This window comes from Rhodospirillales bacterium RIFCSPLOWO2_02_FULL_58_16 (genome assembly GCA_001830425.1).
In the GTDB taxonomy this organism is placed as follows: Bacteria; Pseudomonadota; Alphaproteobacteria; order Rhodospirillales; family 2-02-FULL-58-16; genus 2-02-FULL-58-16.
On record MIAA01000043.1, the window covers coordinates 62,566 to 83,188 of the forward strand.

At 55.8% G+C, this 20,623-nt stretch carries 14 protein-coding genes, 1 tRNA gene and 1 pseudogene; 7 read left to right on the forward strand and 9 right to left on the reverse strand.

The annotated features are described in order from the left end of the window. Positions 1-5: 5 nt before the first annotated feature. The 7 genes from A3H92_05465 to A3H92_05495 all read right to left on the reverse strand — a co-directional run bounded on the left by A3H92_05465 (position 6) and on the right by A3H92_05495 (position 10,378). Positions 6-2,456 (reverse strand): glycogen phosphorylase, encoded by a 2,451-nt coding sequence (locus A3H92_05465; protein ID OHC73820.1) that lies wholly within the window; start codon positions 2,454-2,456, stop codon positions 6-8. A gap of 48 nt (positions 2,457-2,504) precedes the next feature. Further along, positions 2,505-3,941 (reverse strand): starch synthase, encoded by a 1,437-nt coding sequence (locus A3H92_05470; protein OHC73804.1) that lies wholly within the window; start codon positions 3,939-3,941, stop codon positions 2,505-2,507. Positions 3,942-3,993: 52 nt separating this feature from the next. Continuing rightward, positions 3,994-5,799, reverse strand: a complete 1,806-nt coding sequence (locus A3H92_05475; protein OHC73805.1) for a hypothetical protein — start codon at positions 5,797-5,799, stop codon at positions 3,994-3,996. A gap of 7 nt (positions 5,800-5,806) precedes the next feature. Beyond that, positions 5,807-6,625 (reverse strand): hypothetical protein, encoded by an 819-nt coding sequence (locus tag A3H92_05480; GenBank protein ID OHC73806.1) that lies wholly within the window; start codon positions 6,623-6,625, stop codon positions 5,807-5,809. A 71-nt stretch (positions 6,626-6,696) separates the two neighbouring features. After that, positions 6,697-8,145: a hypothetical protein gene (locus A3H92_05485; protein ID OHC73807.1), complete on the reverse strand. Its 1,449-nt coding sequence runs from the start codon at positions 8,143-8,145 to the stop codon at positions 6,697-6,699. Positions 8,146-8,154: 9 nt separating this feature from the next. Continuing rightward, positions 8,155-9,114: a hypothetical protein gene (locus A3H92_05490; protein ID OHC73808.1), complete on the reverse strand. Its 960-nt coding sequence runs from the start codon at positions 9,112-9,114 to the stop codon at positions 8,155-8,157. Further along, positions 9,104-10,378: a hypothetical protein gene (locus A3H92_05495; GenBank protein ID OHC73809.1), complete on the reverse strand. Its 1,275-nt coding sequence runs from the start codon at positions 10,376-10,378 to the stop codon at positions 9,104-9,106. Before A3H92_05495 ends, A3H92_05490 begins: the two co-directional genes overlap by 11 nt. Before the next feature lie 144 nt (positions 10,379-10,522). Between A3H92_05495 and A3H92_05500 the strand changes: the two genes are divergently transcribed. The 3 genes from A3H92_05500 to A3H92_05510 all read left to right on the forward strand — a co-directional run bounded on the left by A3H92_05500 (position 10,523) and on the right by A3H92_05510 (position 13,800). After that, positions 10,523-11,791 (forward strand): glucose-1-phosphate adenylyltransferase, encoded by a 1,269-nt coding sequence (locus A3H92_05500; protein ID OHC73810.1) that lies wholly within the window; start codon positions 10,523-10,525, stop codon positions 11,789-11,791. Positions 11,792-12,044: 253 nt separating this feature from the next. Next, positions 12,045-12,120: transfer RNA gene (locus A3H92_05505), tRNA-Gln, on the forward strand. A gap of 27 nt (positions 12,121-12,147) precedes the next feature. Beyond that, the gene (locus A3H92_05510; GenBank protein ID OHC73811.1) at positions 12,148-13,800 is read left to right on the forward strand and encodes a glutamine--tRNA ligase; all 1,653 of its coding nucleotides are present in this window, start codon (positions 12,148-12,150) and stop codon (positions 13,798-13,800) included. 158 nt (positions 13,801-13,958) lie between these two features. On the opposite strand, the gene A3H92_05515 is transcribed toward A3H92_05510, so the two are convergent. Then, complete coding sequence (locus tag A3H92_05515; protein OHC73812.1) at positions 13,959-14,339, reverse strand: hypothetical protein; 381 nt, start codon at positions 14,337-14,339, stop codon at positions 13,959-13,961. Between the two features lie 190 nt (positions 14,340-14,529). On the opposite strand from A3H92_05515, the gene A3H92_05520 reads away from it, so the two are divergent. The 4 genes from A3H92_05520 to A3H92_05535 are packed head-to-tail and all read left to right on the forward strand — an operon-like array spanning position 14,530 to position 19,184. Then, a complete protein-coding gene (locus A3H92_05520) occupies positions 14,530-15,489 on the forward strand; it encodes an ABC transporter ATP-binding protein (protein ID OHC73821.1) in 960 nt (319 codons plus the stop codon). After that, on the forward strand, positions 15,482-16,216 hold the full coding sequence (locus A3H92_05525; protein OHC73813.1) for an ABC transporter permease: 735 nt from the start codon (positions 15,482-15,484) through the stop codon (positions 16,214-16,216). The genes A3H92_05520 and A3H92_05525 overlap by 8 nt, the downstream gene beginning before the upstream one ends. A gap of 14 nt (positions 16,217-16,230) precedes the next feature. Next, on the forward strand, positions 16,231-18,150 hold the full coding sequence (locus A3H92_05530; protein OHC73822.1) for a hypothetical protein: 1,920 nt from the start codon (positions 16,231-16,233) through the stop codon (positions 18,148-18,150). Next, entirely contained in the window at positions 18,147-19,184 is a 1,038-nt protein-coding gene (locus A3H92_05535; GenBank protein OHC73814.1) for a hypothetical protein, read from the forward strand. Before A3H92_05530 ends, A3H92_05535 begins: the two co-directional genes overlap by 4 nt. A 132-nt stretch (positions 19,185-19,316) precedes the next feature. On the opposite strand, the pseudogene A3H92_05540 reads toward A3H92_05535, so the two are convergent. Further along, positions 19,317-20,623: pseudogene (locus tag A3H92_05540) on the reverse strand (hypothetical protein).

The window sequence follows — 20,623 nt, forward strand, 5'->3', positions numbered from 1 at the left end:
GCCCCCTAAAACTCCAGCGGCTTGATCCCCCAGATTTCCTTGGCATAGGCGTGGATAGTCCGGTCGGAGGAGAATTTACCCATGTTGGCGACGTTCATAATGGCTTTGCGCCCCCATTCCTGCGGGTCGCGGAAGGCCTCGTCAACGCGCTCCTGGCATTTTACATAAGCGGCGTAGTCGGCCAGCAGCAGGTAGTGGTCGCCGCCCCTGAGCAGGGTATCGACGATAGGCTGGTAGCGGCTATGGTCATGTGAAGAGAAAAAGCCTTCGCCGATCATGTCGATGGCGCGTTTGAGTTCGACATTGTCGTTGTAGTACCGCCATGGGTCGTAGCCGGCGGCGCGCAGGTTGTGGGCTTCGCCGGTGTCCAGGCCGAAGATGAAGATGTTGTCTTCTCCCACCTCTTCTAAAATCTCGATATTGGCGCCGTCAAGCGTGCCGATGGTCAGCGCTCCGTTCAGGGCGAATTTCATGTTGCCGGTGCCGGAAGCCTCGGTGCCGGCGGTGGATATTTGTTCAGACAGGTCGCTGCCGGGGATCACGTCCTCGGCGGTGGTGACGTCGTAGTTGGGGATGAACACCATCTTGAGGCGGCCATTTACCGCCGGATCGTTATTGACGATTTCGGCGACGTCGTTGACCAGCCTTATGATCAATTTGGCCATGGTGTAGCCGGGCGCCGCCTTGCCCCCGATGATTACCGTCCGTTTCACCGCATCACCGTCCTGGTTATCGCGAAGGCGGTTGTAACGGGTGATGACGTGAAGGATATTGAGAAGCTGGCGCTTGTACTCATGGATGCGCTTGACCTGGACATCAAACATGGAGGATGGGTCCACATTTATGTGACGTCTCGCGGCAATGAGTCGGGCCAGCCGTTCTTTATTGCGTCTTTTGATGGCGATGAACTTGTCGCGGAAAGCGGCGTCTTCGCTTAACGGCTCCAGCCCCTTCAGCAGGGACAGGTCCTTGGTCCAGCCGTTGCCCACATGCTCGCTTATCAGCGCCGCCAGTTCCGGGTTCGCCTGCAACAGCCAGCGTCTCGGCGTGATGCCGTTGGTCATGTTGGTGAACTTGTCCGGGTATATCTTGTCGAAGTCGGCGAACAGCGTAGAGCGCAACAGCTTGGTATGCAGTTCGGCGACGCCGTTCACCTTGTGGCTGGCGACAATGGCCAGATGAGCCATGCGGATACAGTGGCGCTCCTCATCGACCAGCGACATGCGGCGAAGCACGGCGCCGTCGCCGGGGAAAATGTAACGGACCTGCCTAAGAAAGTGATCGTTGATCTGGAAGATCAGCTCCAGATGGCGGGGCAGCACCCGTCTTATCATGTCGATAGGCCAGGTTTCCAGAGCCTCCGGCAACAGGGTGTGGTTGGTGTAGGAGAAGGTGCGCGTGACAATATCCCATGCCTTGTCGAAATCATAGCCGTAGACGTCGATGAGCAACCGCAGGAGTTCGGGAACCGCCATCGCCGGATGGGTGTCGTTGAGCTGCAAGGCTACCTTGTTGGGTAAATCGTCAAGAGAATCCTTGCTCCTCTGGAAACGGGAAAGGATGTCCTGGATGGAGGCGCTGACGAAAAAATACTCCTGCTTGAGTCGCAGTTCCTGCCCGGTTGCCGTCTTGTCGTTGGGATAGAGAACCTTGGACAGGTTTTCCGACGCCGTTTTGTCTTCGACCGCCTTGATGTAGTCGCCCTCGTTGAAATAGTTGAGGTTAAAATCACGGGAAGAGCGGGCCGACCACAGGCGCAGGTTGGTCACCATTTCCGAGTCAAAGCCGGAGAACGGCACGTCAAAGGCCATGGCCATCACTTCGTTCGTATCCACCCACTGGCATACTTTGTCGCCGGCGGCGTTCTTGAAACAAACGATGGCGCCGTTGAAACGCACCGGATAGATGATGCTGGAACGCTCGAACTCCCAGGGATTCCCGTAGCGCAGCCAGTTCTCCGGGTGTTCCACCTGCTGGCCGTTTTCGATGCGCTGGGTAAAGATGCCGTATTCGTAACGGATGCCGTAGCCGAGTCCCGGATAGCTATGAGTGGCCAGCGAATCCATGAAACAGGCGGCCAGCCTGCCCAACCCGCCGTTGCCCAGCGCCGCGTCGCATTCGCTGTCCTGGATTTCGCCGTAGTTACACCCGAACTCGCCGATAATTTTGGTGACTTTATTATAGAGGCCGAGATCGAGGAGTTGCTTGGTCAGGCTCCGTCCGATCAGGTATTCCATGGAAAGGTAGTAGACCCGCTTGACGTCCTTGTCATACAGAGTCCGTCCCGTCCTGATGTAACGCTCGGACAGGATGCCGCGAACCAGATAGGCTATGGCATAGAACCAGTCGCGGGAAGTGGCGAACGCCGGGTCCTTGCCCACATGCTGGATCATAAAATTGAGCAGACCGGCCCGAATCGACGCCTCGTCATCGAGATCGACCAGATCGCTTTCCATATAGGCCGCTTCGTTCAATTGTTTTTTGGGCATCCGGGTTCCAAACTCCTATGGCAGAAGTTCATTATAGAGCGACAGATATTCATTCGCTACTTTCTTCCAACTGAAATCCTGCGTCATCGCGGTTTTTTGAACGACCCGCCAATCCTTGGGCCGGCGATACAGGTCAACGCCGCGTTTTACCGCGCCGAGCAGTTCCCCGGCCGTCGCCCCGTCGAAGACGAAACCGGTCCCCTCCTTGCCTTGGGAAATATCAATCACGCTGTCGGCGAGACCGCCGGTTCGGCGGACTATCGGCAGGGCGCCGTATCTTAAGGCGTATAACTGGGTAAGGCCGCAAGGTTCAAAGCGCGAAGGCATAACGACCATATCGGAACCGGCTATGATGCGATGCGCCAGCTCTTCGTCGTAACCGATCTTGACCGCCATGCGTCCTTGGGAAGCGTTCGCCGCCTTTGTCATGGCGTGTTCCAGTTTTGCTTCGCCCGAACCGAGAACCGTCACCTGGGCGCCGAGGCCGAAGATGCCGTCCAACGCTTTCAGCAGCAGGTCCATGCCCTTTTGTCTGGTAAAGCGTCCGACGACGCCGAGAAGCGGCGTATCGCCCGCTTCGTTCAGTCCCATCTCGCGTTGCAGCGCGCGCTTGCATTCGGCTTTGCCGCCAAGCCGGGCGGCCGAGTAGCCGCCGGCAAGCGCCTTGTCGTCGGATGAATCCCATAATCCGTAATCAACGCCGTTGAGAATGCCGCGCAGCAGATGAGACTTGGCCCGAATCAGCCCTTGCAGGCCTTCTCCCATCTCTTCGCCTTGAATTTCGCGGGCATAAGCGGGGCTTACCGTGGTGATGCGATCCGAAAACTGTAGCCCCGCCTTCATGAACGAGACCTTGCCGTGATACTCGACGCCGTCGATGGAAAACAGGTCGCTGCTCAGACCGATGCTTTGCAGCACCGCACGCTCAAAAAGGCCCTGGTAGTGAAGATTGTGGATAGTAAAGACGGACGGGGTGCGCGCCCCGTCCCACCGCTTCAGATAAAGCGGAATCAGGCCTGTATGCCAATCATTGGCGTGCAGCACATCCGGTCGCCAACCGTCTACGGCGCCGCCGCTTGCGACCATGGCCGCCGCCTTGGACAGCAGGGCAAAGCGCAGATGGTTGTCGGGCCAGACATGGCCTTTCGCATCCTGGTAAAGGCTTCCCGGACGGTCAAACAGGGCCGGACAATCAACCAGCAACGCCGGCACACCGCTATCGGGCATGCGGCAGGGCAGCAACCCGGTCTCTCCGGCGCCCAGCGGGTCTCCAAGCGGCGCGCTTGCGCCTTTCGCATCCGCCTTGGCCAGGGCTTCCGGGTAGGCGGGCAGGATAATTCGCACGTCATTGCCGAGGGCGGCCAATGCCGCCGGCAACCCGGAAGCGACATCGGCCAAGCCGCCGGTCTTGACCAGCGGATAGGCTTCGGCAACGGCGAATAAAATTCTCATGGAGGGTAACTATCATAGTTGCCGGATTACGCCCAGTCAGTTGACCGCTTTTTTACTTCGGCAAGGCGACCAAAGACGCTTCGATGCCGTTTCTCGATACGATTTTCTTGCGCGCATATTCATGAAGCTTCTGTTCGGCGCCGATAAAAAGGCCATGGTCCGGCCATTGTTGTTTGTAGCCGCCCGTCCGAACAGCCTCGAAAGCCTCATCCACCGTCGCCGCAAACCGGACCTTTCCGCCATGGGTCCACCAGTCGGCCTCTTTCCTGCCTTGGGCGGAGGCGCCCAGGTAACAGCGGTTGTAGGCATATGACCGGTAACAAGTCTCGGCAATCTCGTCACGGATGCAAAAGACCGCCCCGTCCGGATTGTTCCCCAGATATGTGGCGATGGTTTCCTCCACCTCGCGGTTTACGGCGGTTGCCTCCCGGATAAATTCCTTATTGCCTTGGATGTACTCCAGAAAATACGAAACTATCCCGATCCCGCTTATTGCGATGAGGAGCGTGAAATTCAACCAACGCCGGGTGGTTTTGGACATCCAAACAAGAAAGGTCATCAGACAGACCATGGATGAGATGAAAAGCCGCTCTTTAAGTCCAAAGGTATTTATCGAAGAAAAAGCCTCACCGGCGACTTTCGGGGCGCCGATGATTATGTTGATGGAAATTCCCATGACGGCTAAAGCGGCAAATATAAAAGCCCTGTCATTGCGGCGAATCAGCCCGTGGACGCCGACCGTCAGCGCAACGATCAGGCAAAGACCCAATTGCAGGGTCAGCCCATTCACGGGCAGCGCCTGCAAATACGTCTCCCAGCCGGCGTTTTTTAGTCCACCCTGGTTTTTGTACGCGATCAGGCCGGTAGAAATCCACGAATGGCTGTAGACATTCGCGCCGACGAGGAAGCCCAGCAGGGACGGCCCGAACGCCCTGGTTACGAACAGGCGCGACGGTTCTGAAATTTTAGCCGACCAAAACATTCCCCAGGCGGTGAATGCTCCGGGAATAAGTATGATGACCCAGGACTTCCAGATCAGCCCTTTGAAGGCGATCATATTTGCAAACAGATAATCCGGCTCCAGGCTTTGAAAGTATCCATATGCCGTAATCGAAAACTCAAAGGTTAAAAGGAAAACGGCGATAACGGCAACTATCAGCAAAGCCCGTTCCGTCGGCGGGGGGCATTCGCCGGCGAATCTCTTTGATAAAATATCTCGTCGCGTAAAAATAAAGTCGGCGGCAAGAACAAGCGCGACAGGAATGGCAAAAACAATGGAGATATATAATAACGACGTTGCCAGGCCAAAAAGAAAAAACGTCGATAAAGTTACAAGAAGATCATTTTCTTTCTTTGCAAGTACAGCATACAAACCTATAGAGAGCGGTACTAATAATAAACCATATATAATGTAGTTGTTAAAAATAGTCGAGAACGCCGCCATGGCCGGCATTGTCGCCATGATAACGCTCAAGCACAGCGTCACGAACCATGGAATTCGCCCGCGTTCGGCCAGTGCGGCGCTTATCCATCCGCACAAAAACACCATCAGGATAATAAATAAAATGCCGAGGACAAAAAAACGATCAACGGCCTCTCCGCTTCCGTCGGCGCCGGAAAGAAATACCAGGAACGAACCGATCTCCTGCGTCAGATATCCGGGATGGTGGTATGTGGTTATTGCCGTTCCCTTGGTTCCGGCGCAGAACATAAATGCCAAGGCATCGAATTTTCCGATGAGATATCCGCGTCCGGTAATGAAATATTCAACGGCGAGTACCGACAGAAACGGCATAATAAATGACAAAAAATGCCGTCTCTTGCCGCCGGCCTCAGATAATTTTTCAACAATGCTCATGATGACCCTATGATCGGCGACGAGCGATCAACAGCATCTCGCCGTTCAGCTTTAACGGCAACATGAGATTACGAAACGGCGCCATGGTAAGAAACGGATATATAAGGTTGCCGATCCAATAACGCTTGAGGCTTACCGCCAGAGAAAAAAGCTGGAAATGAACCACATGCGTCCTGTGGTCGATAACCTCGAATCCGGCTTTTTCCATCATAGCGCCCAAGGTTCGCCGGGAGAAGTAATGCAGGTGCATCCCCTGAAACCACCACCAGCGTTTTCCAAGCAATCGCGGCAACCATGCGTCTATATCGCCGGTATAGACAACGATGATTCCGCCGGGCTTAAGGGCCTTTGCGGCGCAATCAATTTCCTTTTGAGGATTGTCCAGATGCTCAATGACGCCGAGCATAGTCAGGACGTCGAAATGTTGATTGAAGCCGGTGTCGCTCAGCGGTTCATGGTGAATCGCATGGCGTTGCGAGGCGATAAGCGCCGCCCATTTTGAAAGCTCTATGCCCTCCACCTCATAGAATTCCTTTGCTTCATCAAGGAATATCCCTGTCGAACACCCTACATCCAGGAGACGCCCGCCGGGGACAATCTCTCGAATATGCTTCAACACTCTGCGGGAAGTCAGGCGGCGCTGGCTTTCCGATGACAGATACGTCTCATCAACGGTGTCTTTGTATGCGGAACTCAGATCGGGCATGGGATTGGTAAAGACCAGACCGCATCCCCGGCATTTTACAATTGCGTATGTCAGTCTGGTTTCAGGGCTGAAATCATAATCTACCGTGGGCGGGCGGTCGCCGATTTCATCATGGTGCAATAATTCATGATCATCGCCGCCGCACAGGTTACAGCTAATGTTACTTTTCGAGACCACGGGTTTATTTAGGGTCATATCTGTTCTTTTCTCTTTTCGGCCACGATGACCTGATGAGAGAAAAAGTCTCGAACTCCGAAATAGAACTCCACTAACTCAAAACCCGATCCGGCAAGCCATTGTTCGGTCTGGTTTCGCGATGTTATGTAGGTGTGCTCGGATGGATGCAATTGCCGATCATTTCCGAATAACCGGCTCAGCACAAAGTGTATCATCTTGAATGCATTTACCGTAAGCCCCCATGATGGGGGCCAGAAAAGAACCAGACGTCCGCCGGGTTTAATAACACGATTGAATTCATCAAGTATTGATGGAATTTCCTTTTCGGTGAAATGCTCCATCACTCCAAGATTAAATATGCCGTCATAAGCCGCCTTTTCGGAAGGTATCTCAAAAATATTCCCCAGGATGAGGTTCCGGCGTATCGGATGCCGGCGGGCATATTCGTTCAGCGCTACCGGAGAGAAATCAAGCGCGTCCACATGAAATATCTTCGCCGCGTCAACGTCAACCTCGCCGCTTCCGCATCCGGCGTGCAGAAGCCGGGAGCCGTCGACAAAATATCTTTTAAGGAAATGGTTAAGCGCCGGGCGGAAGAGGAAGCGGCGATACAGGCCGGCGATTAAATCATACAACCGTTTTCCTTCGTAATTTTCTCGGCTCCAATAGGCGTCCCAATGATCTCTTGCCGCGTCCTTTTCAGCCTCGGGCGAATTCGGGCAGGGGGTCGCATAAATCATTTTCCGTAGCGAAAACTTCAGGCGCATACCCAGGGAAATCAGGGAAAGACCGCTGTTCGCAATATCGGCGAAGCGCATTTTTGAATGCCCGTAGGTCCGGGGCGGAAGCTTGATAGGAACTTCAGCGATGGGAATGCCGTTGGCGTGAAGCCGTGAAAGGCTCTCGTAGAAAAACGCATAGCCCCGGTTTTCCACCATTTCAATAATGCCGAGGATAGTCCGGTTCAGAGGGTATGCGCGAAAAGCTCCCGTCGCATCATAGGGAAGGCCAAGAATATTCCTGGTCATTAAATGGCCGAAATGAGTCAATAATTTTCTCATTAACACCCACCCGTCCAGACTGTCGGGATTGATAAATCTTGATCCCACAACAACGGTGTCTTGTCGGGAGAGGCGCAGAAAATCGGGGATATCCTCCGGGTCGTGGGTATGATCGGCGTCCATGGTGACCAGAGTTCTAAAGCCGTGCTCACAAGCCCATTTAATTCCTTCTATGTGAGCGGACCCGATGCCGAGTTTGCCTGCCCGATGCAGAACGTGGATGCGGTTATCATCCCTGACGAACTGATCCAGAATTTTTCCCGTGCCGTCAGGAGAATTGTCATCAACAAACAGGATTTCCGTTTCAAGGCCGGTGCTTCTAATTTTGGAAACGATCAACGGCACATTCTCGACCTCGTTATAGGTCGGAATCATGATAAGCAGGCCCATATTATTATTCATACATACCGCTCAGACCCTTTGCCTTTCGGCGTCAACCATGATCTTTGCTATCTGGCCGATGCCGGCATGCGGTCGCCATGCCGTCGCCTCCCGCAACCGGGCGCTGTCACCGACGAAAAAGCTTTCCATTTCCGCCTTTTCCAGCAGAGATGAATCTTGAATGACATGATCGCGCCAGTTCAGGCCGATATAATCGAAAACGGCCTCGACAAAGTCCCTGATGGTGTTTACCCGCCCGCTGGAGATTATAAAATCATCTGCATGGTCCAGCTCAAGAATTCGCATCATTGCATCGGTGTATTCAGGCGCATAGCCCCAATTAACCTTGCTGTCCAAATTACCAAGAACAAGCCTGTCCCTTGCGCCTCGTTCAATGGCGACAGCGGATCGTACAATCTTGACGGTAACAAAACGAGCGGAGCGGTGCGGCGATTCGTGATTGTATAGAATCCCGACGCTGCAATAAAGATTGTTATGTTGACGGTACATTCGACAGATATTTACTCCGGCGGCCTTTGATATTCCGTAGGGCGAGATCGGCTCCATGGGCGTGGTCTCGTCTTGAGGTGTCTCTCGCGGAATGCCGAATATATGGCTGGAGGCGGCATAGAACAATCGTGCGGATGGGGCATGAACAAGCATGGCCTGAAGGATGTTCAGCAAGCCGAAGACATGAACGGAAAAACTCCGCCGCATGATCATCGGGTCGGATGCCGCAGCTTCTTGCGAGGAATGATGATACGCCGCCAGATAGAAAATTTTCTCCGGGCGTATTGTTAAAATTGTCTCTTTAACCGCCGTTGCGTTGCCGATTGAAACCTTGCCGCACAATTTACCGTCGGGACCATGGAGGCCGGAGCGGCTGATGCCGTACGCCTTGACATTGATTTCCGATAATTGCCGACTCAGCAAAGTTCCGTCCTGACCTTTGCATCCGACGATCAGGGCTGTGTCATTCTTATGCGTCATCGGCGGAGAAGATGGTCTTATCGACGATTTCAACCTCAGGCAGGGGAAAAATCAGCTTTCCGCCCTGTTTAAGAAATTCAGATTCGCGGTGGATGAATTCCCTACGAAAATGCCACGGCAGAACAAGGAAATAGTCAGGATTTGCGCGTCTGGCCTCCTCTTCGGATATGATCGGTATGGCGGTTCCCGGAGTTCGGCATCCCCATTTTTCCGGGTTCCTTTCCGCAGCGGCAATGATCATGTTATGGTCTATGCCGCAGTATTGAAGAAGTATGTTCCCTTTCGTTGAGGCGCCGTAAAGATAGATTTTTTTTCCGGCGGCGGTTTCTCTTTTCACAAGTTCGACAAGGCGATTTCGAATCAACGAGATGCGCGTGAAGAAATCATCAAACAGTTTTATGTCATCAAGACCGAGATCGTCTTCAAATTCACGCAGGGAATTGAGGGAGGCAAGATTGTCGGAATAAGGGCCGTTCTTGTGACATGCGGCGATTCTCAGGCTGCCGCCGTTGCAATCGTTTCGTTCGGCGTCAAAAACCCGAAGCCCGCACCTTTCCATTAAATATTCAATCTGCTTTAAGCAGTAATATTCCAGGTGTTCATGGCAAATCGTATCAAAAGAATTATTCTCCATCATGGCGGGAAGATAGCTTTGCTCAAGCACCCATATCCCGTTTTTATCCAATATATCAGAGATATCGGTTACAAATTCTTTCGGGTTTTCAAGGTCATAAAACATTGATATGGACGTTATGACCTTGGCTTTACCCGATGGGGCCAATTTTTCGAAGGCTGATCTTGAGAAAAACCCCTCATAAGTTTTTACATCCGATGAATATAAATCAGAAAACTTTCCTATAAGGGGGTCTATGCCGAAACGCCGTAAGCCGGCGTTATCAAAATTCTTCAAGAGTGTTTCGTCATTGCTTCCGATATCAACGACAATGTCCCCGCTTTGCAGGTCGCAACGTTGCTTAATCCAATTTGCAATTCCGGCTAAATGGTTGCGCATGCTCATGTTTGTACCGGAACGGTATCCGTATCCGGAGGTGTAAAGCTGGCTGAAATCGACCGTGTCCCTGAGCTGGACAAGTCCACATTCTCCGCACTTCACAATTGTCAGCGGAGCCGAAGGCGGGTCGGGTTCATCAGGTCCGGGAAACCGCCCGGACAATGACTGGTTGCCGAGGGAGAAAAGCTCGACCAGTCCGCCGCTGCGGCAAATACGGCAGGCTTTCACGGGAGAGAAACATTGAGCCGTCATTTCCGAACCTACATTTCCCGGATAATATTTGAATGCACGGCGACAGTATCCAAATCATGCCGCCATTGGAACAGGTTTCCTGTAGAGTCCATATGCGCAATCTATATGTGTGGCTTGTTGCGTAAAAATGTGAGATAACCGCCTATGCCTCACAGAAAAGAAATCGACGTTAACGCCGCACTGAAGAGCACCCTGGCCTTGGTGCTGGCCGGCGGCAGGGGGAGCAGGCTGTTGAGCCTTACCGACATCGTCGCCAAGCCGGCGCTGCCGTTTGCCGGCAAGTACCGGATCATCGACTTCCCCCTGTCCAACTGCATCAATTCCGGCGTTCGCCGGATAGCCGTGCTTACCCAGTACAAGGCGCATGTTCTGATTCAGCATGTCCAGCGCGGCTGGGGCTTCCTGAAGGCCGAGCTTCGGGAATTCATCGAGGTATGGCCGGCCCAGCAACAAACCGAAGACGAAAGCTGGTACAGAGGCACGGCGGACGCCGTCTACCAGAATATTGAAACCATAAAGTCCTACGGCGCCGAGTATATCCTGGTGCTGGCCGGCGACCACGTCTACAAGCAGAACTACGCCAAGATGCTGGCCCAGCATATCAAGCGCGGCGCCGAGGTGACGGTGGCCTGCGTCGATGTCCCCATCGAGGACGCCAAGGGGTTCGGCGTAGTCGGCGTCGGCGATCACGATAACATCGTTAATTTTCTGGAAAAGCCGGACAATCCTCCCTGTATTCCCGGCCGGCCGGATCGGGCCTTTGCCTCTATGGGCATATATATCTTCAACGCCGGCTTTCTGTTCAGCCACTTGCACCGCGACGCCAAGGCTGAAGGGTCTTCCCATGACTTCGGCAAGGATTTGCTGCCCTATCTGGTGTCGGACTGCAAGCTGTATGCTCACCGCTTCGCCGACAGTTGCGTCATGAACAAAGCCGGTGAAGAGCCTTATTGGCGCGATGTCGGCGCCATTGACGCCTATTGGAAAGCCAACATGGATTTGGCGACCATAACTCCGGCGCTGGACCTTTACGGCACGGATTGGCCGATCTGGACCTACCAGGAACAGCGGCCTTCGGCCAAATTCATCTTTGACGACGAAGAACGCCGGGGCATGGCCGTTGACTCGCTGGTGTCGGCGGGGTGCATCATTTCCGGCGGAACGGTCAGGCGCTCGGTCCTCTTCAACAATGTCCGGGTTAATTCCTATTGTCTGGTCGAGGACACGGTTGTCCTGCCCGGCGCCGATATCGGTCGCAACGCGATCATCAAAAAGGCCCTTATCGACAGCGACTGTAAAATCCCGATAGGGATGAAAATCGGCGTAGACAAGAAACTCGACGCTTCGCGCTTTCACATCACCGAGGGCGGCGTCACCATGGTCACCAAGGATATGCTGAACAAGCTTCTCTAGGGACGATAAACACCCCGCATACCGCAGGGCAATTTACTGAAAGAACTTGATCTTATTTTACCGTCATGGCCGGGCGAAGACCCGGCCATCCACGCCTTCTTTGCCTTGGCGACGAACGAAAAGACGTGGATGCGCGGGTCAAGCCCGCGCATGACGAACAAGACGGGCCGTTGTGAACGACTCTTGACATTCAGTTGATTGCCCTGTCGCGTACCGTCTACCCAAGACGAAAATGCTGTGTTAGAAAATAGTCTGGGGTGTAGTTCAATTGGTAGAACGTCCGGTTCTGATCCGGAAAGTTGTGGGTTCGATTCCTACCACCCCAGCCATTTTTTCAATGACATACAGGCTTTGGGATGAGCGAAGCGGCCAGAGACTTTATCCGCGACATCATACGCGGCGATATTGAGGCGGGGCGCACGGCTTTTGTGGTCACCCGCTTTCCGCCGGAGCCTAACGGTTATCTGCATATCGGCCACGCCAAGTCGATCTGTCTTAATTTCTCCGTCGCCGAGGAGTTCGGCGGACGCTGCCACCTGCGCTTTGACGACACCAACCCGCTCAGGGAGGAGATGGAATACATCGAATCCATTCAGGAGGATGTGCGCTGGCTCGGCTTTGATTGGGGCGAGCACCTTTACTTTTCCTCCGACTATTTCGAGACGCTGTATGAGTGGGCCGTTCTTCTGATCGGCAAGGGCAAGGCTTATGTTGACGATCTATCGCCCGATGAGATGCGCCGATATCGAGGCACCCTGACCGCGCCCGGAAAGGATAGCCCGCATCGCAACCGCTCCGCAGAGGAAAACCTGGACCTGTTCAGGCGTATGCGCGCCGGCGAGTTCAAGGACGGCGAGCGGGTGCTGCGCGCTAAAATCGACATGAGTTCGGGCAACATCAATATGCGCGACCCGGTGATCTACCGCATTCTCCATGCCGATCATCCTCGCACCGGCGACAAATGGCGCATCTACCCCACCTATGATTTCACCCATGGCCAGTCGGACGCCATCGAAGGCGTCACTCATTCCATCTGCACCATGGAGTTCGAGGACCATCGGCCTCTTTACGACTGGTTTATCGACAATTTGCCGACGCCGTCGCGTCCCCGGCAGTACGAATTTGCGCGCCTCAACATCACCTATACCGTGTTGTCAAAGCGCAAGCTGCTTCAACTGGTCGCCGACGGGCATGTCGGAGGCTGGGACGATCCCCGTCTGCCGACCATCTCCGGCCTCAGACGGCGCGGCTTCCCCGCCGCCGCCATCCGCGACTTCGCCGGCCGCATCGGCGTCGCCAAGGCCAACAGCACGGTCGAAGCGGCCCTGCTGGAGCATTGCGTCCGCGAACTGCTGAACAAGACGGCCCCGCGCTTCATGGCGGTGCTCAGGCCTCTCAAGGTGGTCATTGCCAATTTCCCGGAAGGCCGCGTTGAGGACCTGCCTGCCGTCAATAACCCGGAAGACGAAGCCGCCGGATGCCGTTTGTTGCCTTTTGCCCGCGAACTTTATATCGAGCGTGACGATTTTATGGAGACTCCGACAAAGGAGTTTTTCCGTCTCGCTCCCGGCCGCGAGGTGCGCTTGCGCTATGCCTACTTCCTCACCTGCGTTGAGGCCGTTAAGGACGGGGCGGGGGAGGTGGTCGAACTGCGCTGCGTCTATGATCCGAATACCAGGGGCGGCAACGCTCCTGACGGACGCAAGGTAAAGGCCACCATCCACTGGGTGTCCGCCGCCCATGCCGCGACCGCCAAGGTGTGTCTTTATGACTATCTGTTCACCGAACCTGATCCGGGCAGGAACGGCGATTTCCTCGACGACATCAACCCGAACTCGCTGACCGTGCTCAAAGGCTGCAAACTGGAGCCGGCCCTGGCTGATGCTCCTCATGGCGAAACGGTGCAGTTTGAACGCCAAGGCTATTTCTGCCCGGACAAGGATTCCACCGGGGACAACATCATCTTCAATCGCACGGTCGCCCTGCGCGACATCAAAAAGTCGAAGTAGTTCCCCTGATTGGATTCCATGATTCTTGTTTGTTCACGCGAAGGCGCGAAGACGCAAAGTCATCATGACCATTGACGATCCGCCGGACGCCATCTGTTTTCTCAATCTGCATGGCGGCTTACCCCTCCTTTTGTCTTCGCGTCTTCGCGTGAAATGCGTTAAGGCGTGGTTTTCCCAAGCCCTTCGAGAACCTTTCTTACCGTGTCTTTATCGGCGGGCGGTTTGTTTTGATCCATCGAGGGCTTCATTTGGTCGAGACGCCGTGCGCCGGCATCCTTACGCCAGCGCTCCATCGGCGTCGCCGGGCCTTCCGGAGTGTTTGAGCCGACGGCCGGCTCCTGCCCGGCGTCATGAACGAAGGGAATAACGTGCCAACCGCCCTCTTTCGACAGCATCCATGAACGCCCGGTAAGCGTATCAATCAGGACCACGCTGTCGGCGACGACCGCCTGAAACCGCCCGACTTCGGCGGCTCCGGCCGGCAAGCCGGCGAGACACGCCGCCCCTGCCAGCATAATCGCTAAAATTTTATTCATCATCGTGTCCCATGGTTATTATTGACCTCCGCGTATTTTTAAGCGACCGTGTCTTGACAACCCGCCCCCTCAAAAATATATCCCACCCCGTAAATCGAATCAGCATGTCATTTTTTTGCCGCAATGCCGGGGCCTGATAACTATTAGAGAGCCTGATGTTAAAAGATTTTAGGAGCCGTGATATATGGCGGAGATGATCGCCCTTAAGTCCCTGACCAAGCGCTTCGGGACGCTTCTCGCCGTCGATGACGTTTCCATGTCGGTAGCGCGGGGAGAGGTTTTAGGTTTTCTCGGCCCCAACGGCGCCGGCAAGTCCACCACCATGAAGATGATCACAGGCTTCCTGCCGCCGACATCGGGAACCGCCGTCGTCGCCGGCTTTGACGTCATCGAGAACCCGCTTGAGGTAAAGCGGCGCATCGGCTATCTGCCCGAGGGCGCGCCCACCTACGGCGACATGACGCCGGCGGCATTCTTGTCCTTCATCTCGGAAATCCGTGGCTTCAGCGGCGCCGAAAGCCGCAGGCGCATCGCCGAGGCCGTCGACAAGGTGGAGCTGCAAGACGTCCTTAACCAGCAGATCGACACTCTTTCAAAGGGCTTCAAGCGCCGGGTCGGCCTCGCCCAGGCGATTCTCCATGACCCGGAAGTGCTGATCATGGACGAACCGACCGACGGCCTGGACCCCAATCAGAAGCACCATGTCCGCGCCTTGATCCGCAATATGGCCGCCGACAAGGCAATCATCATCTCCACGCACATTCTGGAAGAAGTCGAGGCCGTATGCACCCGCGCCGTAATCATCGCCAAAGGCCGCCTGCTTGCCGACGGCACGCCCGAGGAGTTGCTGGCCAAGGCGCCTAACCATAACGCCGTCGTCATCAGGGTCGCCGCCGACAAGGCCAAAAAAGTTTGCGCCGAGATCGGCAAGCTGCCCGCCGCCGGGCGCGTTGAAACGCTGGATGATATTGACGGCGCCGCCGGACTGCGCATCTTCGCCAGGGACGGCGGCAACATCGCCGTAGAAATAGGCGCCATGGTCAGGGACAAGGGGCTGGAGCTTCAGGAAATGTCCATCGAAAGGGGATCGCTGGACGAAGTGTTCCGTGAGATTACCGCAGGCGCAAGGGATGGAGGCGACAGGGATGCGTAACGTTCTTATTATCACCAGGCGCGAGTTCGCCGGTTATTTCGCCACTCCGCTGGCCTATGTGTTTATCGTTATCTTTCTGGCTCTTACCGGAGCGTTCGCTTTCTTTATCGGCGGGTTCTTTGAACGCGGGCAGGCTGATTTGTTATCTTTCTTCACCTATCACCCGTGGCTTTATCTCCTTCTGGTTCCGGCGGTCGCCATGCGGCTGTGGGCAGAGGAGCGCAAGTCGGGAACCATCGAGCTGCTCATGACCTTGCCGATCACCACCACCGAAGCGGTCGCGGGCAAGTTCCTGGCGGCCTGGGCATTCATCGGCATCGCGCTCGGGCTGACCGCTCCCATATGGATCACCGTCAACGTGCTGGGCGATCCCGATAACGGCGTTATCGTAGCAAGCTATCTCGGCAGCTTTTTCATGGCCGGCGCTTTTCTCGCTATCGGCAGTTGCGTCTCGGCGTTGACCAGAAATCAGGTTATCGCCTTTATTGTCGCCGCGACGGTGTGCTTTTTGTTCACCATGAGCGGCATCGAACTGGTGTTGAACTTCTTTCGCGGCTGGACGCCGGAGGTGTTTATCGAGGTTATCGCCTCTCTCAGTTTCCTCACCCATTTTATGTCGGTAACCGGCGGCGTGATCGACATCAGGGATGTCATTTATTACGGATCGATGATCGCCTTCTGGCTGTTCGCCAACGTCGTCGTCGTCGATCTCAGGAAGGTCGCATGAATTTCCCGGGAAAGATGGATCGCTCAAAAACCACCATGGCCGGGCTGGGCATGGCCGCCGTCCTGTTTCTGGCGGTGAATATTTTCGCCAACATCACCCTTAATTCCCTGCGCATGGACCTCACCGAGGACAAGCTTTACACGATCTCGGACGGCACGCGGAATGTCCTCGGCAAACTGAACGAGCCGATTTTGGTGCGGCTCTATTTTTCCAAGGTGCTGGGCGAGCGTAGTCCGGCCCACGCCGCCTATCATTCGCGCATACGCGAATTGCTGGAGCAATATCGGAGCATCTCCGGCGGCAAGCTGCAATTGGAGTTGGCCAACCCTGAGCCGTTCAGCGACGCCGAGGATCAAGCCGTCGCCTTCGGCCTCAAGGGAATGCCGGTGAACAGCGTCGGCGATCTCGGCTATTTCGGCTTGGCCGCCGTCAACAGCACCGACGGCAAGGAAGTTATCGCTTTTTTCAACAGAGAACGCGAACAGTTCATTGAATACGACCTGACCAAAATCATTTATTCCCTGGCCAGCCCGGATAAAAAATCAGTCGGGCTTATCAGCTCGCTGCCGATTGAAGGCGCCAGGGACGAAGAAGGCCGGCAACGCTCGGGGGCGTGGATCATCGCCAACCAGATCAGGGAATTCTTTTATGTAATCCCGATTGACCCCGACGCCGAGGCGATTCCGGGCAATCTCAGCGCCCTGATGGTCGTTCATCCCAGGGGATTGGCCGAAAAGACGCTTTACGCCATCGACCAGTTCGTGCTCGGCGGCGGCAAGGCGCTGGTTTTCCTTGATCCCAACGCCGAGATTGACTTCCTGAGCAGCGCTCAAGCGGCGGTCAACGCCGGTCCGTCCGATCTGGATCGCCTCATCAAGGCCTGGGGCGTCGTCATGAATAAAGACAAGATAGCCGGAGACCTGGATGCGGCCAGACGGGTCAACGCCGGCGGCGCCGGCGGAAAGATAGTTGTTGCCGACTATGTGGCGTGGCTGGGCCTTACCTCCGCCAATTTTGCCGAAAACGACGTAGCCACCGGTGACATAAAATCCATTAATATGGCGTCATCCGGCATCCTGGAGAAAGCGGAAGGGGCGACGACGGAGTTTACCCCGATCATTACCACCGGCGTGAATTCAATGAAGATCAACGCCGAGGCCGTGCGTGTTTCTCCCGACGTGGTTTCCTTGTTCCGCAACTTCCGCTCCGAAGGGAAGCCTTTGACTCTCGCCGCCCGAATAAAGGGCGCGACCAGGAGCGCTTTCCCTGACGGGCCGCCGAAACCAAAATCAGGCGGGAACGGCGATCAGACGACTAAGGCCGACGGCGGCGGCAAGCACTTAAACGAGTCCGTCGCGCCCGTTAACATCATCGTCGTCGCCGACGCCGATATGCTCCACGAAAGATTCTGGGTCCAGGAAAGCGAATTTCTCGGTCAGAAGGTATACATACCGTTCGCCAATAATGCCGACTTCGTCATCAACGCGCTGGACAACCTGAGCGGCAGCGACGCCCTGATCGGCTTGCGCGGGCGCATTCGCATAGCGCGTCCTTTCCACATGGTCGATGAAATCCGCCGCGATGCCGAGCAAAACTTCCGCGCCAAGGAGGAAGTGCTGATGGGCAAGCTTAATGACGTGCAGTCGAAGCTTGCCCAGCTTCAGGGGAAAAGCGACGAGAGCGGCAACGCCATTCTTTCCGCTGATGACAAGGAGTCCCTGGCTACCCTGCGCGCCGAGTTGGTGTCCACCCGCAAGGAACTCAGGAATGTGCAGCTTGCGCTCCGCAAAGATATCGACAATCTTGATGCGTGGCTCAAGTTCCTGAACATCGCGGCGATACCGCTGTTGCTGGGCGGGGTATTCGTTGTGCTGATGGTTTTGAAGCGTTCGCGGCGTTCGGTCAAGGCGATGACGACGGGAAGCGGATCATGAAGTCAGGCGCCTTGACCGCCTTGACCGCCGTCACCGTCATCGCGGTAATCGCGGCGGCGTTGTCAACCGGCGCCAGGGACAGCCGTCAGGCTGTCGAGGGAACCGGGCAGAAGGCGTTTCCCCGGCTTTTGAATACTATTAATGACGTCAACACAATCGCCATCAAGCATCCGAACGGCGCGATGACCATCGAACGTTATCCGGATCGATGGGGGGTCGTCGAAAAGGGCGGCTTTCCGGTGCAGGGCGTTGCGGTTCGCAAATTCCTTCTTGATCTGGCGCGCCTCGAACAGGCGGAGGCGAAGACCGGCAACAAGGAACGTCATGCTCAGTTAAATTTGCTGGACCCGGCTAATGAGAACGCAAATTCCACGGGCATCACCATCAAGGACAAGGGCGGCAAGGTAATGGCGGCGCTGATTGTCGGAAATAACGCCGGCGCCCTTAAAGGGTTGAGCGGCACATATATCCGCAAGCCCGATGATGATCAGACGTGGCTGGCCGGCAGTGAACTGAATGTGAGCGTAAGGGCGAGGGACTGGGTGGAAAAGGCGATCATCGATATTCCGCCGAAGAACATTGCCAAAGTCGTCATCCGCCACCCGGACGCCTCGATTCTGACGGTATCAAAATCCTCCCCCGAAGACGCGCATTACGCCGTCGAAAATCTGCCGCCCGACGCCAAGCTGAAAAGCGAGTATGCGGCCGACGCCATGGCGGCAGCTCTCGACAAGCTGGAACTGGATGACGTTAACAAGGCGGATGCGATGACCTTCGCCGAGGAATTTACGGTCAAAGCCGAACTGACCACCTTTGACGGCCTGACGGTGGCGATCGATCTTCTTGAACTCGGCGGCAAGCACTGGATCAAGCCGGCGGTCAAATCGGCGGACGGGAAACCGGAGTCGGCAAAGCGGGCGGACGACCTGAACGCCAGGATCGGTCCCTGGGCCTATCAGGTTGCGGCCTTTAAGGTCAGCGACCTGAAAAAACGCATGTCCGACCTGTTAAAAACGAAAAAAAGCGGCGACTGAGCTACCCCTCCAGCACTTCCTTTACCTTGCCGGCCAGGTCTTTCAGGCTGAACGGCTTGGGCAGGAAGTGGATGCCGGGGTCGCGGGCTATTTCCTCGTTCAGGACGTCCTCGGCATAGCCGGACATCAGGATTAAGCAATGGAAATGAAATCCGTGGTGACGAGTTGTTGGTTCTCGACCACGGAAACCAGGATCAACTCGTCAGCCGTGATATTGTCAACCGCAGCCCCGTTTTCGGCGTAGTAGTAAACCGCCGTACTGTTGCTGCCCTGGGCGGCGATCAGGGCGTCGACGCCGCTGGTTGGAGCGGAACCGACGGACATATAGGCATTGATCTTGGCAATCAGAGCAGCGAAGCCGGATACCGTCAGATCGGCATCGGCAAGGGTGGTCCCGGCCGCATTGGTCAGGAACAAGGCCTCGTGAGTGGCGTTAAAATCAACCGTCGCATTGGTAGCCCATGAGAGAGATGTATTGGTTGCCCCCATATCGTTAACGGCGGCGGCCATGGTATCAAGCAAGCTGAACTTGTCGGCGCCGGAAACAAAGTCGGTAATCCTGTCATAGCCGGTAGCCGCTCCCGCCGCCGCCCCGTCGGTGATCGCCATGTATTGGAAAATATCTACCCCACTGCCGCCTATCAGGATATCAGCGCCGCCACCGCCGTTGAGAGTGTCATTGCCGGCGCCGCCGTCAAGAGTGTCATTGCCGGAGTTGCCGCTGATGACTTCATTGATCGCGCTGCCGGTGATGGCATCGTTCCCCGTGCCGCCGGTGATGGTCTCGGTGTTGGAAACAGTCAACGTGTTGGTCCCGTCGGCAAGCGTCAGCGCGTCGGCGGTGCCCGCTCCAAGATTGATCGTTCCCGAGACCTGCGCCGCGCCCAGCGTAATGGCGTCGTTCCCCGTGCCGCCGGTGATGGTCTCGGTATTGGAAACAGTCAACGTGTTGGTCCCGTTGGCCAGCACAAGACGGTCGGCGCCGCCTCCGAAGTCAAAGACCCCCGAGACCTGCGTCGCGCCCAGCGTAATGGCGTCGTTCCCCGTGCCGCCGGTGATGGTCTCGGCGTTGGAAACAGTCAACGTGTTGGTCCCGTCGGCAAGCGTCAGCGCGTCGGCGGTGCCCGCTCCAAGATTGATCGTTCCCGAGACCTGCGCCGCGCCCAGCGTAATGGCGTCGTTCCCCGTGCCGCCGGTGATGGTCTCGGTATTGGAAACAGTCAACGTGTTGGTCCCGTTGGCCAGCACAAGACGGTCGGCGCCGCCTCCGAAGTCAAAGACCCCAGAGGCCTGCGCCGCGCCCAGCGTGATGGTGTCGTTCCCCGTGCCGCCGGTGATGGTCTCGGTATTGGAAACAGTCAACGTGTTGGTCCCGTTGAAAAGGGTTATGGAGTCAGTCCCCGTCCCCAGGTTGATCGTTCCCGAGGCCTGCGCCGCGC

Excerpts from the sequence above, each read along its gene's own strand:
- A3H92_05495 (OHC73809.1), bottom strand. The coding sequence starts at position 10,378 with ATGACGGCTCAATGTTTCTCTCCCGTGAAAGCCTGCCGTATTTGCCGC.
- A3H92_05470 (OHC73804.1), bottom strand. The coding sequence starts at position 3,941 with ATGAGAATTTTATTCGCCGTTGCCGAAGCCTATCCGCTGGTCAAGACC.
- A3H92_05485 (OHC73807.1), bottom strand. The coding sequence starts at position 8,145 with ATGAATAATAATATGGGCCTGCTTATCATGATTCCGACCTATAACGAG.
- A3H92_05520 (OHC73821.1), top strand. The coding sequence starts at position 14,530 with ATGATCGCCCTTAAGTCCCTGACCAAGCGCTTCGGGACGCTTCTCGCC.
- A3H92_05475 (OHC73805.1), bottom strand. The coding sequence starts at position 5,799 with ATGAGCATTGTTGAAAAATTATCTGAGGCCGGCGGCAAGAGACGGCAT.
- A3H92_05465 (OHC73820.1), bottom strand. The coding sequence starts at position 2,456 with ATGGAAAGCGATCTGGTCGATCTCGATGACGAGGCGTCGATTCGGGCC.
- A3H92_05510 (OHC73811.1), top strand. The coding sequence starts at position 12,148 with ATGAGCGAAGCGGCCAGAGACTTTATCCGCGACATCATACGCGGCGAT.
- A3H92_05530 (OHC73822.1), top strand. The coding sequence starts at position 16,231 with ATGGATCGCTCAAAAACCACCATGGCCGGGCTGGGCATGGCCGCCGTC.
- A3H92_05535 (OHC73814.1), top strand. The coding sequence starts at position 18,147 with ATGAAGTCAGGCGCCTTGACCGCCTTGACCGCCGTCACCGTCATCGCG.
- A3H92_05490 (OHC73808.1), bottom strand. The coding sequence starts at position 9,114 with ATGACGCATAAGAATGACACAGCCCTGATCGTCGGATGCAAAGGTCAG.
- A3H92_05525 (OHC73813.1), top strand. The coding sequence starts at position 15,482 with ATGCGTAACGTTCTTATTATCACCAGGCGCGAGTTCGCCGGTTATTTC.
- A3H92_05515 (OHC73812.1), bottom strand. The coding sequence starts at position 14,339 with ATGATGAATAAAATTTTAGCGATTATGCTGGCAGGGGCGGCGTGTCTC.
- A3H92_05500 (OHC73810.1), top strand. The coding sequence starts at position 10,523 with ATGCCTCACAGAAAAGAAATCGACGTTAACGCCGCACTGAAGAGCACC.